General features: G+C 47.2%; 13 protein-coding genes. 12 read left to right on the top strand and 1 reads right to left on the bottom strand.

The features are described from left to right. Nucleotides 1-18: 18 nt before the first annotated feature. The 7 genes from ACFVVF_RS11275 to ACFVVF_RS11245 all read left to right on the top strand — a co-directional run bounded on the left by ACFVVF_RS11275 (nucleotide 19) and on the right by ACFVVF_RS11245 (nucleotide 5,573). Nucleotides 19-1,524: a leucyl aminopeptidase gene (locus ACFVVF_RS11275; protein WP_387808486.1), complete on the top strand. Its 1,506-nt coding sequence runs from the start codon at nucleotides 19-21 to the stop codon at nucleotides 1,522-1,524. A gap of 57 nt (nucleotides 1,525-1,581) precedes the next feature. After that, on the top strand, nucleotides 1,582-1,926 hold the full coding sequence (locus ACFVVF_RS11270) for a YojF family protein (RefSeq protein ID WP_188890693.1): 345 nt from the start codon (nucleotides 1,582-1,584) through the stop codon (nucleotides 1,924-1,926). A gap of 30 nt (nucleotides 1,927-1,956) precedes the next feature. After that, a complete protein-coding gene (gene bshB2 / locus ACFVVF_RS11265; protein ID WP_387808483.1) occupies nucleotides 1,957-2,628 on the top strand; it encodes a bacillithiol biosynthesis deacetylase BshB2 in 672 nt (223 codons plus the stop codon). Between the two features lie 189 nt (nucleotides 2,629-2,817). Continuing rightward, nucleotides 2,818-3,540 carry a hypothetical protein gene (locus ACFVVF_RS11260; protein ID WP_387808480.1) on the top strand — a complete coding sequence of 241 codons (723 nt, stop codon included), beginning with the start codon at nucleotides 2,818-2,820 and terminating at the stop codon, nucleotides 3,538-3,540. Nucleotides 3,541-4,129: 589 nt separating this feature from the next. After that, nucleotides 4,130-4,489 (top strand): IDEAL domain-containing protein, encoded by a 360-nt coding sequence (locus tag ACFVVF_RS11255; RefSeq protein WP_387808477.1) that lies wholly within the window; start codon nucleotides 4,130-4,132, stop codon nucleotides 4,487-4,489. After that, a complete protein-coding gene (locus ACFVVF_RS11250; RefSeq protein WP_387808474.1) occupies nucleotides 4,461-4,670 on the top strand; it encodes a hypothetical protein in 210 nt (69 codons plus the stop codon). The genes ACFVVF_RS11255 and ACFVVF_RS11250 overlap by 29 nt, the downstream gene beginning before the upstream one ends. Nucleotides 4,671-4,865: 195 nt before the next feature. Beyond that, nucleotides 4,866-5,573, top strand: a complete 708-nt coding sequence (locus ACFVVF_RS11245) for a DNA alkylation repair protein (RefSeq protein WP_387808471.1) — start codon at nucleotides 4,866-4,868, stop codon at nucleotides 5,571-5,573. A 103-nt stretch (nucleotides 5,574-5,676) separates the two neighbouring features. Here the strand turns inward: ACFVVF_RS11245 and ACFVVF_RS11240 are convergent, their stop codons facing one another. Next, complete coding sequence (locus ACFVVF_RS11240; RefSeq protein WP_387808468.1) at nucleotides 5,677-6,279, bottom strand: DJ-1/PfpI family protein; 603 nt, start codon at nucleotides 6,277-6,279, stop codon at nucleotides 5,677-5,679. Nucleotides 6,280-6,523: 244 nt separating this feature from the next. On the opposite strand from ACFVVF_RS11240, the gene ACFVVF_RS11235 reads away from it, so the two are divergent. The 5 genes from ACFVVF_RS11235 to ACFVVF_RS11215 all read left to right on the top strand — a co-directional run bounded on the left by ACFVVF_RS11235 (nucleotide 6,524) and on the right by ACFVVF_RS11215 (nucleotide 13,133). Continuing rightward, entirely contained in the window at nucleotides 6,524-8,317 is a 1,794-nt protein-coding gene (locus tag ACFVVF_RS11235; RefSeq protein ID WP_387808465.1) for a sensor histidine kinase, read from the top strand. Between the two features lie 4 nt (nucleotides 8,318-8,321). After that, nucleotides 8,322-9,659: a response regulator gene (locus ACFVVF_RS11230; protein WP_387808462.1), complete on the top strand. Its 1,338-nt coding sequence runs from the start codon at nucleotides 8,322-8,324 to the stop codon at nucleotides 9,657-9,659. A gap of 95 nt (nucleotides 9,660-9,754) precedes the next feature. Continuing rightward, nucleotides 9,755-10,684, top strand: a complete 930-nt coding sequence (locus ACFVVF_RS11225) for a carbohydrate ABC transporter permease (RefSeq protein WP_387808459.1) — start codon at nucleotides 9,755-9,757, stop codon at nucleotides 10,682-10,684. A 2-nt stretch (nucleotides 10,685-10,686) separates the two neighbouring features. Next, nucleotides 10,687-11,562 (top strand): carbohydrate ABC transporter permease, encoded by an 876-nt coding sequence (locus tag ACFVVF_RS11220; protein ID WP_387808456.1) that lies wholly within the window; start codon nucleotides 10,687-10,689, stop codon nucleotides 11,560-11,562. Nucleotides 11,563-11,684: 122 nt separating this feature from the next. Then, on the top strand, nucleotides 11,685-13,133 hold the full coding sequence (locus ACFVVF_RS11215; RefSeq protein ID WP_387808453.1) for an ABC transporter substrate-binding protein: 1,449 nt from the start codon (nucleotides 11,685-11,687) through the stop codon (nucleotides 13,131-13,133). Nucleotides 13,134-13,385 lie beyond the last annotated feature (252 nt).

Here is a 13,385-nt window from a genome sequence, read left to right as displayed (position 1 = left end):
AAAGAGAGGAATTTATTGATGAGTACATCATTTACATATGACACTACGGATTCGGCCGGATCAGCGGAAGCTGTCATTCGTCTAATTAGCCCCTCCGAGCTGAAGGATCAAGAGGCACAATGGGTACAGCCGCAAATCGACAACGCCTTGCGTGCCGCTCAGACGAAAGGGTTGTTCAGGGGCGAGCTTGAACAAGCAGAGACATTCGCAACTCTGGGACTTCATCCCTCAAGCCATATCGTATTCGTCGGCATTGGCGAAGATACGGGATTGGACGGACTGCGGCTGGCTGGTGCAGTTGCGGCTAAAGCAATCATGAAGCTTAAAGCGCAGACGGTGCAGCTGCTGCTGCCGGAGAGCATACTGGCAGGCAAGCTGTCGCCAGGAGCGGCAGCTCAGGCATTGACAGAGGGGATAAGGCTGGCGGTACATGACAGGCTCCCTGAGCTGCGTAACGAGAAGCAGCGGTATTCGCTTCCGAAGCTGACGTTTGCACCGGCGGCGCAGCTTGCCGATCCTGACAGCTTTGCCCGCCAATGGGCGAACGGCATCGCACTAGGCCATACGGTCGCTGATGGCGTCATTGCGGCCCGTGATTTAACGAATATGGCCGGAAATCGGCTGCGTCCCGAGGATTTGGCTACCTATGCTGAGGATCTGGCGCGGGAATATGATTTGGATATCGAGATTATCGATGAATGGACAGCACTCGAGCAAGGAATGGGCGGGTTGCTCGCTGTAGGTCAAGGCAGCGTTTATCCGCCGCGAATGATCGTGCTTCATTATAAAGGGGCTCCCGATGATGCTGAGACATGGGGGCTTATCGGCAAGGGCATTACTTTCGATACAGGCGGCATCTCACTTAAGAAAGCAGCGGGTATGGAGGCGATGATCTCCGATATGGGCGGTGCAGCAGCCGTATTGGGCGCGATGCGCGTTATCGGCGAGCTGAAGCCTGCCGTTAATATCGTCGCTGTAGTGCCTACAGCAGAAAATATGCCTTCGGATCGCGCGTTCAAGCCTGGCGATATCATTAAGATGATGAACGGCTTGACCGTTGAAGTCGTCAATACGGATGCAGAAGGACGGCTTGTCCTTGGCGACGGCTTGACGACAGCAATCCGCCGCGGCGCTACGAAGCTCGTCGATATCGCGACGCTGACTGGTGCCGTGCTGACCGCGCTTGGCATTGAAGCGACGGGCGCCGTAACGAACAATGATGCGCTGATGGAGCAGGTGAAGCGGGCTTCGGAGCGAAGCGGCGAGCGGGTATGGCAGCTCCCTGCTTATCCGGAATACAGAAAGCAGTTGAATAGTGAAGCTGCCGATTTGAAAAATACAGGCGGCCGCTTCGCTGGCACGATTACCGGAGGCTTGTTCATCGGCGCCTTTGCCGAGGAGCTGCCTTGGGTTCATCTGGACATCGCAGGCACCGCCTTCTTGGACCGCAGCAGAGGCTGGGAGCCTAAAGGCGCTACCGGCGTAATGGTCCGCACCTTAGTGGAACTGGTTACGGAAAATTAAATTTGAGGCGGCACACATAGCCGCTGTTCAATATTGGTTGTGGGAAGGAGCAACAGCATGCAGCTCATTAATCAGAAGAGAGTCCAGCAAAGAATTGATGCCTGGAAGGATCAGTCGCTATATGTACATGTTGAGATGACATCGGGCGCTTATGCAGCCCACAATGACAGTTCGAAGCATCCGGCAGCTACTTTTATTACGAATGCTGTTATTCACTATTCGGCGGGTTCTATCGCAGGAGAAGGGCCTTACCGGGTAGGGCTTAAAGCCGCAACCGGCTGGATTTATTCCGAAGGCTTGACGCATTGGGACGAGCTGGACGAAGAACGGCTCATATTGGCCGGTCATGACAGCCAGGGTAAGCTAGTAGTCGCTTTGCAGCTGAGTCCAAGCCCATTTTAGAGAAATAGGGTAAGAGAGGAGCACATATCGATGGCAACTTTTCAACCGTATCAACGCATCCTCGTCATTTTACCGCATCCGGACGACGAAGCCTTCGGGCTCTCAGGAACGCTGGCTAAAGCGATCGAGAATGGCGCGCATGTCACCTATGGCTGCTTAACGCTTGGCGAAATGGGCCGGACGATGGGAATTCCGCCTTTTGCCAACCGTGTGACGCTGCCTAAATTCCGCCAAAAAGAGCTGGAGGAGTCTTGTCTTGCAATTGGTATCCAAGATTTAAGGCTGCTTGGCTTCCATGATAAAATGATCGAATTCGAGGATCAGGACAAGCTGGACGAAACAATCGACGGATTGATCAAAGAGGTTGCGCCGGACGTTATCATTACCTTCTATCCTGGATACAGCGTCCATCCTGATCATGATGCGACAGGCGCTGCTGTTGTGAGAACGGCAGGACGTCTGCCAGCCAACGAGCGGCCACCAGTATTATGCTTGGCCTTCTCAAGAAATACGGTCGAGAATATCGGGGAACCCGATGTGTATAACGATGTCAACGACTTTTTGGAGCAAAAGGTCGCCTCGGTGCTTGCCCACCGTTCGCAGTTCCAGATCAAGGAACTTGAAGGACCAGACAGCTGGAAGCGCAGAGAAGTGCGCGAACGTTTCGGAACTGAGCGGTTCTGGACTTACAAATTCAAATAAACAACAAGAGTCCGCCAGCTGTGAGAGTTGGCGGATTTTTTGTTGTATGGAAACAGATTCTTGGCTCTGGTGCTTCAGAGTAAGTACCCCTAATATTAATTGTATGGGCAGAATTAGAAATTTAGTGACGAGAAAACCAAAATAGTGTAGAAATTAGATCCTTCAAACTAACAGGAGAGTAGGTGAAAAATGAAATCTAATTCTGTTAGGGTGAAAGCCAGGATGGTCTCTAGGAGAAATAAACTAATAATAATTGGGATACTCATTTTGTTAGTGCTAGCCATGGTTAGTAGCATACATTTTAGTTTCAAGGGAACGCCTTGGGGGAGAGCGAATTTTGCACAAAGGACTGAGCAGTATCTTTCTAAAGTTAATTATAATTTTTCTAGTGAGTATAAGTTATCGACTGTTCACAGTTTTAAAACAGGTGAATATAAGTCGATTATCACACTTCCAAGTGGTATACAGTTTGAAGTGTTAGAGGATTATAGTAATAATTTATTTGATAACTATTATGTTGCGAAAGTAGAACACACTGTATCTAATGAAGCATCCGAAGCTATTAGAGGCATTTTTGATGGTAATCCACGGGTGACTTTATATATCGAGGGAGGGAAGAGTATTAATAAAAAACTAACAGAGAGTAGTTCTTATACAAATTTAAATAGCGATATCAAAACACATGCTACCTTTTATGTTAAATTAGAAAATAAATTTACTTTCATGGATGAAAGTATTTTGATTGAACAATGTTCTAAGTTTATTAAATGGATAAAAACTAATAATTATGATGCAAATGTGTATATATCTTTTAATGACGGATATGTAATAAATATTAGTTATGATGAACTGCGGGTTATAAAAGATGGAGATGTTTTGAAACGTGCTGTGAAGATTCAGACAAGAGTATAGATGTTAACTAAGAAAACTGTTGTGCAGTTTGAGGTGTACCCTCTAGAATAGGCATTGGATTAAACCTCTGGTTTTCCAATGAAATGGAGGGTTCTTTTGACTACTGAGATTCTGATAATTGTACTATTAATAGCCAACGCAGGGGGCATTGTTTCGGATGGTTATCTTTTCAAGATTCAACAGAATTCAAATCATTTTTTCACTTGTGTCGATAAATACCGTTATCTTTATTTTTTATTATGGTTCTTCAAGTGGTTTTAACTTGAGCCAAGGGGATAAAGTTTTTTTCAGTTTAGTGGGTATAGCAGTTCTTGTTTCATTTTTTTATTTTACCGATAAGAGAAAGTAACATTACATTTTATAAATGACCACATGTGAGTGTAAAACTCTATGTGGTTTTCTTATTTTTAATTCATCACTTAGTTTAGAAGGGAGGTGCAGGAGTACTTTCTTCATAAAAGGTTCGCAGAATAGTAGTCATCTCAAATTTCTCCCCAATAACCGCTTGACATCTTCAACTGTGTATTTTATTATTACAGTACTAAATAAAGTTACAGTTTGACTATTCTTGATTAAGGCGGTGTCTGTCATGAAATACGAAGTGAGCGACTGGGTACAGGGAAGAACGGTTAACGGTGAATTCATTCTTGGATTTGTTGAGCAAATAGACGCACTGCAAGGAATCGTGAAGGTCAATGTGGTGAAATCGGATAACGAGGGCTCAATTGGCAAGCCGACTGTCGTACGTGAGAAATGGCTGAAAAAACTGCCGGAGCAAATTGAACAGGATGAAGCTTCTGTCCGCAATCTGATTGACCTTGCGCTTTCGACATGGGATGAGGCCTGGTTTATGGAACTGACAGAGCAATTGAATAGAATTGAGACTGAAGCAAGCCAAAGAAAAGGAAATGATGCAGCAGATGAATCGAGATTATCAGCTTTTATTTGACCATGCAGGCGGCGGTAAGGAAGAATCCCATACGCTAGGAAAGCCGTTTGAAGTGAATGCCGGACATAAAGGGGCATGCACAACCAAAGCTGCTCCATCCTCGGACAACAATTACAACAAACCCGACCCGATACGGAGAACCGTCGAGCGTACGCCGAACTGGTTCCCAATTGGGGATTAATATAAAAGCTGTCTCGAAAGGTTGATTTCGAACCTGTTTGAGGCAGCTTTATTATTTTCATCCTGCTGGTAAATCATGCGGTTATAACCTGAACATTTATATTGAGAGAAAGCGTTCTCTCCGATATACTGAACAAGGACAAGCGAACTATTGTTATTTTGCTTCGTCATAGCAATGAAGGGGGACTCGAACCTAATGACTTACGAAGAGGTATTGGAAGCATTAGCCGGAATGGGTACAGAGCAGACGAAAAAAACCTACATACGGCATGGGGCGAAAGAACCGTTCTTTGGTGTTAAAATTGGCGATATGAAAAAGCTAGTCAAACCTGTTAAAAGGGATCAGCAGCTGGCGCTTCAGCTCTACCAGTCAGGAAACCACGACGCGATGTACTTGGCGGGACTGACCGTGAATCCTAAAACGATAACGAAGGCTCAGCTCCAACAATGGGTTGAAAAAGCGTATTGGTATTCTCTTGCAGAATATACCGTTGCAGGTGTAGCAGCGGAAAGCGCATATGCCCATGAGCTGGCTGTTGAATGGATAGAGTCTGAGGAAGAAATGATTGCGGTATGCGGCTGGAGTACTTATTCCAATTATGTGTCAATTACGCCTGACGAAAAGCTTGAGATCCAGGAAATCCGTGCATATTTGAATAGAATTGCCGCTGCCATTCACAGCGAGCGAAATCGCGTGCGTTATGCGATGAATCAGTTTGTCATTTCGGTAGGCGCCTATGTACAGGAACTGACAGAGGAAGCAAAAGCTGTTGGTGAATCAATCGGCAAGGTACATGTTGATGTCGGCGATACGGCCTGCAAAGTGCCGCTGGCGAAAGCCTATATCGAGAAAATCGAAAACATGGGCCGAATCGGCAGCAAAAAGAAGACGTGCATCTGTTAATCTATCTCTATCAACGGCAGCTAGAGGCGATCAAAAACGAGCATACGCTCATCGCCCCGGCTGCCGTTTATTATGTGATGCAGCAGGGAAAGCTCGCGCGAAGCTACAGCGACAACGCCTCGCTATCGCTCTCTTTGCCGGCATTTTCTTGCCGGACAAGCTTTAGAAACTCCCTCATAAAACCAGGCAGGTCGGGCCAAGCATGGCCGCTGACGAGCTTGCCGTCCACATGAAGCGTATTCTCAGCATAGGTAGCTCCTAAGCGTTCAACTTCAAGCTTGCATGCATTATAAGCTGTTAAGGTGCGACCCTTGAAGTAACCGGTATCCGGGAGTGCCAGAAAGACTTGAGCACCATGGCAAATTGCGCCTACCGGCTTGTCTGCATCAAGGAAATGCTGGACGATGCGCGGAAGCTCCGGGTTCTGGCGGATATATTCCGGCGCTCTTCCTCCAGGAATAATAAGCGCCGCGTAGTCGGCGGGATTTACGTCTGCGAAGCCGATATGGGAAGCAAGCAAATGCGCCGGCTTTTCTGTATAGGTATCCCAGCCTTCGATGAAATCATGAACGACAGTATGCAGCACTTTCTTTTCCGGGGAAGCGATAACGGCCTCGTAGCCTTCCTCCAGCACGCGATAATAAGGATAATAGACTTCTAAAACCTCAGCTCCGTCGCCGGTCAGTATAAGAATGGGTTTGGACATGGGCTCACTCCTCTTTATCAATTATCGACATCGAAACAGACTGCCAGAAATATTATGCTTCGGCTGGGAAAGATTGTATATGATTCCAAAGTCACAACTTTGCAAGGAGTCATTCGCTGCATTTGTCGATTGAAGTCGGGATGTGCAAACTCGGTAAAAACGACTATAAAATAAATAAAATTAAACATACTGGATGTTCGCTTTTTTGCTATATTAAGGATAAGAGCTGGGGGTGCAGCACTAGATGAGAGCGGGCTTTAGAAATCCGATGACGAGCATTAAAGTGAGGCAGCAGCTGATATTGCTGTTTCTGATTCTGGTTATACCGACCTTCCTTCTCCAGTGGTACGGCAATAATAAGGCGGAGCAGATTTTGAAGCGTCATGTAACCAATGCCTATGTCGAGCTGAACAAGCAAAACCACACGCTGATTGAACGGGATATTGATACCGTCAACCGGATTACGACGACGATCATTCAGAATCCGACGACACAGCAGCTGATTCCGAGAGAATCCGATACGGTTATTCAACGCGTACGCAAATATGACAAAATGGATAAGCTGCTTGCCGCCTATTCTACGCCTTTGAACGGCGGGGAGGCGGTCTATTATTCTCTTTATATTTACGATCCGAATGATTACTATTTTTTCGCGCCAAAGCTTCAAGTGACGCCAAGCGGCGTGTATTTCTTTAATAAAGCCAACAAGCCTGTATGGTTTGATGCCGCCGTTGAGAAAAGAGGGCAGGGCTTTATGCGCATTACGGAAAGCAATGATATGCTGCTGAAAAAGCAGACGCTCGCTTATGTCCGCGCGGTCTATACGACATCCGAAGGGCACGGCGTCATCGGCGTATTGATTGCCACCAAGATGGAAAAGAAAATCGGCGAATCACTGCAGTCGGTCGAGCTGCCGGGCAGTGAAATTTATTTTACCGATACGGACAACAAGGTTCTTGCTTCCAACGAGCCTGGCATGATGGGAACGACGCTTTCCCTCCCTGAAAACGTTTACTTGGGCAAAGGTGAAGTTCGTCCCATAATGACTGGCGATTACATTTATGTCATGCACGAGAATGAAACGTCACAGCACCGTCTGATTTATAAAATTCCGGTCAAATCACTGCTTCAGCAGCAGAATGAACTAAAGCGGGTTATTCAATTTATTTCCATCGGATACGCGCTGTTCGGATGTATTCTGATCGTCTATTTCTGGCGATCGCTTATGAGGCCGCTTCAGAAGCTGGCTTCCTTCGTCCGCGGCTACGAGCCCGGCAGGCGTGTACCGGAAACTCCAGGCGGAGGGCGCAATGATGAGGTCGGTGTTCTCATAGCCGCTATGTACGATATGGCGCGAAGATTGAACGTGCTCATCCATAACAATTACAAGATGGAGATTAAGCAGAAGGAAAATCAGCTGCAAATTTTGTATCAGCAGATTAATCCGCATTTGCTGTACAACACGCTGGAAAGTATTTATTGGAAAAGCTCGCTGGAAGGCAAATCCGAATCCGCCGAGATGATTAAGGAGCTGTCCAAGCTGATGAAGATCAGCTTAAGCCGCGGGAGAGAGCTGATCACGCTTGCGGAGGAGCTGGAGCATGCTGCCGCTTATGTCCATCTGCAGTTGAAGCGTTATGATTATGATTTCCAAGTCATCTGGTCCGTTCCGGCAGAGATGACACATCATCTCATTCCAAAGGTCACCTTGCAGCCGTTGATCGAAAATGCGATTTTACACGGTGTCCGTCATATGGGCGAGGATGGAGAGATTGTCATTTCGGCGGCTTATGAAGAAGACAAACTGCTCATTCGTGTGGAAGACAACGGCTATAAGGAAGTGGATTACAAAGCAATTGAGGATATGCTGAATGAAGAACCATCCAATCCGTCGCCGCTGGGCTACGGAATCCGAAATATTCATCAAAGGCTCCGGCTGCATTTCGGCAACTTGTACGGCATTCATTATAGTAAACGCAGCGGCGGCGGTACGATCGTGACGATCGTGCTTCCGGCTGCTGCTGAAATGGGGGAGTAAAGCGATGTATACGATATTGGTCGTTGATGATGAACCGTTGATCTGTAAAGGGCTTTGCAACCTTCTGGCCGCTTCCGGCATCGATATTCAAACGATTCACATGGCGCACAATGGATATGAGGCACTGGACTACTTGCGGGCGGAGGATATCGATCTGCTCGTGACTGACATTCAGATGGGAACGATGAACGGCATCGAGCTGATGCAGCAAGCGAAAATGATTAAACCGTGGATTGAAACGATTATTATATCCGCTCATGAGACGTTCCAATATGCGCAAATGGCGCTGCGGCTCGGGGCGAAGGATTATTTGATCAAGCCGCTGAACGGCGATCAGTTTCTGGACTCAGTAAGGAATGTGCTGCTCAAAATGCGCAAGCCGGAGCCGGCGGGGCAAGACGAGCTCATTGCCGGCCTGCGGGAGCATTTCCATATGGCGGAGCCGCTCCCGCAAAGCGTGGAGTGGCTGAATCGTCTCGTGGCCGATCCGCGCGGCACAATCGAGCTTGCAGGAAAGCTGGAAGCAAAGCACGGGATCCGGCTGGCGGGCCCCTATTTCTCGATGCTGCGCATCAAATTGAACTGGGACGGCGGGCCGGGCGACAGCAAGAGAAAGCTTGTGTCCGGCGACGGCAAGCTGCTGCAGTACGCTGCGCTTAACATTACGAACGAGCTGCTCAACGAGCAGAGAAGCCATACGGCTTTCTATTGCTCCGATCAAGAGATCGGCGTTATTTTGCAATGGAACGAGGAGCAGTACGAGGAAGCGGGAGCGGATCGGGTCAATGAGCTGGATATGATCGGCCGCAGCCTTAATTTCAACATTCATAAATTTTTAGGCATATCGAGCATGGTCGGCATCAGCCAGATTATGAAAGGGATCGAGTATCTCAATGTGCTGAATGAGCAATCGAACAAAGCGCTGCAGCTCAGCGGACAGCATCCGGATCATTTCGTATTTTATTACGGCGATTTCAATTGGAGCCTGTATCCGAAGCAGCCTTCTGAGGAAGAGCTGAGCGCTCAGACGAGCATGATTGTAGACAAAGCGAAGACCTATATCCACGAGCGTTATGCGCAAAAGGGGCTGACCTTGCATGAGGTCGCGCATAACAATCACGTAAGCCCTAACTATTTAAGCTACTTGTTTAAAAAGGAAACCGGCATTAATTTATGGGAGTATGTCATTAAATTGCGAATGGAAGAGAGCCGCAGGCTGCTGCTGCAGACTGATTTACGGCGCTATGAAATATCGGAGCGGGTCGGGTACGAGTCTCCGGAGCATTTCAGCAAAATTTTCAAAAAATATTTCGGAATTAGTCCCAGTGAGCTAAAGAAGTAAAATCGCCTATCATTAGCTTAGATACGCACCTTATCTAGTAGGGCCCTTTTTTCTACAATGAGATGGAGCGATAGATAAGAAATGAGGGAGACATAATGGAACAATCAACACCAGCTATGTATGGGCCGCCAGATACCGCACCTAAGCAGAAGAGCAGGCTGGCCCGCGGGACAAGGAAATATTTTTGGGGACTCTTGTTTCTATTGCCCGCAGTTGCAATCTTCATCCTGTTTCTATGGGTGCCGATTGTAAAAGGATTCGTGTACAGTTTCTATCACATCGATTTTGTCAAAGGTGATTCGTTCGTCGGTTTCGACAACTATAAGACCGCTTTGAGTGACGGCGATGTATGGATTGCAGTGAAAAATACGCTTTATTATATGTTCTTGGCTCTCGTAATCGGCTTTTGGGTACCAATAATGTTCGCGATTGCCATCTCTGAATTGCGTCGGTTTCAAGGATTTGTACGGGTGGCAGCTTATTTGCCTAACGTTCTTCCTTTGGTTGTTCTCTACGGCCTATGGCGCTGGTTCTATGATTCGGTTGGTCCGATCAACTTCGCAATCACCAAACTCGGACTGGAACCTGTAGCCTTTATGACTAATACGAAATGGTCGATGATATCCCTTGTTATAATGGAGACGTGGCAATCCTTCGGTTCAGCAATGCTGATCTATCTGGCAGCAGTACTCAGTATTCCTCGCGACTGGTACGAAGCGGCGGAAATCGACGGAGCCGGAGTCTGGAACCGGATTCGCTACATTACGCTGCCTTCTATTAGCAAACTGGTTGGACTTCTCCTTATTCTGCAAATTATTGCAACGTCGCAAGGATATCAATCTCAATACGCGATGCTTGACGGTGGGCCTAACAAAGCGACGCTTACGTTTTCCCTGCACATTGTCAAAAACGCGTTTACGCAGCTTAATTATGGCGTTGCATCGGCTCTGGGCGTACTCATGTTCATCGCACTTGGTGCCATCGGCATTCTGCAGTACAGGCTGCAGCGGAAAGGGGAGAACTAATCATGAAGCCACTGGACAGAGGAATATTATCCCCGCATGACTTTAAGAAGAGACCGAATCAGATTGGTTACGGGATCATGATTATTGTCATTCTTGCTATGGTCGCGTCCATGCTGTATCCGATTTTGTCTACGCTTTTCAATGGCGTGAAGGCGAACGTGGAGGTCAACTCGTTCCCGCCGCATTTCCTGCCGCAGGAAGGATGGCATTTCGAGAACTACAAGAGAGCATGGAATTTTATTGAACTTCCGCTCTTTTTCCGTAACACGATATTTATCTTTCTAGGGAATATGATTGTAACGATTGGTGTGCTGGGACTTGCCGCGTTCAGCTTATCCAAGCTTAATGTGCCTCGTAAAAAATTGGTGCAGTTTTTCTTCATGATGACGCTGTTTATTCCGCCAACAACGTACATCATTCCGAACTTCCTGAACCTGAAGGATTTGGGACTGTTAAATACGTTTTACGCACTCTGGCTGCCGGCTGGCGCCAATGCATTTTTTCTGCTGTTGCTTAAAAACTTCTTCGACGATCTTCACTTTGAAATGTTCGAAGCGGCAAGAATCGACGGAGCTTCTGAATGGAGAACGTACACGCAAATTGCTGTACCGTTGTCGATTCCGATCTTTTCGACACTCGCGATTTTCGTCTTTTCGTCGTCATGGAATGACTGGTTCTGGCCTCAGCTCGTCATGCACAGTAATGAAAAATATCCGCTCGCGACAGCTATTTACAAGTATGTAATTGGCGCGCAAAGGCTCGATGTCAACATTCGTTTCGCTATCTTGACCTTCGTCATGCTTCCGCCGATCGCCATATTCTTGGTCTTCCAAAAATACATCATGAGAGGCTTGCATTTGGGCGGAGTAAAAGGTTAATGACAAATTTCACGGTGCGTAATGATGCACACAATCGGAATAGGAATACACCTCGTGTTGTATCGTTGCGCTCCATTATGATGAATATGCAACAACATTTCGAAGCGAAAAGGGGAGTTTCCATGCGTAAATACGCAGGCATTTTTATCAGTCTTGTGCTTTTGATCTCCATGCTTTCGGCTTGCAGCGGCGGAAGCAAAAACAACAACGAACCGACTAAAGAACCGAACACGGAAACGCAAAAACCGGCAGCTACGACAGACGCAACGGCGGCACCGGATGATGACATTACAAAGAAAAAAATTAAAATCAGCATCTACTATCCACTGCCTGACCAAGTGGAAAACCGCAAGATGGAAGACGACAAAATCGCACGTTTTAATGCAGTATATCCGAATGTTGAAATCGTGAAGAGCGATTGGCACTATAAACCGGATGAAATCGGCATCAAAATGGCTGCGAACGAAGCGCCAACGTTCTACAACACATTTGCGACAGAAGCAAGCTTCCTGGTTGAAAAAGGCTGGGCGGCTGACATCACTGAACTGTACGACAACTATGAATTCAAAGATCAAATCAACCCTGTGTTGCAAAACACATTCAACATCAACGGCAAAATTTACGGCGTACCGCAAAAAGGCTACGTAGTAACGACTGTTGTAAACAAAAAAATGCTGGATGAAAAAGGCGTTGCTCTTCCTTCCTATGACTGGACTTGGGAAGATATGCTGAACACAGCAAAAGGCGTAGCCGACACGAAAAAAGGCATCGCTGGTATCGCTCCAATGGGTAAAGGAACGGAAGCTGGCTGGAACTGGACGAACTTCTTGTTCGAAGCAGGCGGCGATGTGCAAACGGTTGACGGCAAAGTAACATCTGCATTCAACTCCGAGGCTGGTTTGAAAGCGCTTGAGTTCTACAACAAGCTGAGATGGGAAGCTAACGTAATTCCGCAAGACTGGGCACTGGGCTGGGGCGATGCTCTAGGCGCATTTGCAAATGGACGTACGGCAATGGTTATGGCTGGTGCAGAGAACATTCTGGAGCAAGCTTTGAACCAAGGCGGCATGAAGATCGAAGACGTTCTGACATATCCGATGCCTGCGGCTGAAAAAGGCGGCAAGCACACTGGCGTTCTGGGCGGCGACTACCTGATCATCAACCCGAACGCTACGAAAGACGAGCAAGAAATGGCATTCCGCTACATTACATTTGACTATTTCACAGACAACTATCTGACTGCAATCGAGAAGGATATCCAAACTCGTAAAGCAGAAGGCAAATACTTCATCCCGCCGCACATCAACTACTTTGCAGCGGATTCGGAATACGGCAAAAAACTGCAAGCCATCTTCGACAAATACGACAACGTATACAAATATGACGCTGAATCGAACAAATTGCTGGACGGTAAAGCAGAAGCGCAGTACAACACGCAAGATTACTACGGCGCTATGGCTAACGTAATCCAAGAGGTATTCTCCAAAAAAGGAACAAACCTGCAAGGTCAATTGGATGCAGCAGCTAAGCTTGTTCAAGAGAAATTCTTCGATTCCATTAAAGTTGAGTAGTAGTCTTTAAACGATGAACCAGGCTGGCCTTTGAGCAGATTGATGCTCAAGGGCCAGTCTTTTTTTTGGGGCTAGACAGCTGCAAGGCAACTGCAAGAGAGTTGCAAAAGAGCTGCAAGACAACTGCAAGAGAGCAGTAATGCTGGCGTGCACCTACAGCGAAGCTGCTTCGCTAACTAGGGAGGCCATGGCCATAATGCTGGCTTGGACCTCCAGCGAAGCTGCTTCGCTATCTAACGAACTCAAATTCGC

Source organism: Paenibacillus sp. NPDC058174, assembly GCF_042883865.1.
Taxonomy (GTDB): domain Bacteria; phylum Bacillota; class Bacilli; order Paenibacillales; family Paenibacillaceae; genus Pristimantibacillus.
Note: the sequence above shows the minus strand (reverse complement) of the source record. Positions and strands in the feature narration are given on the sequence as shown.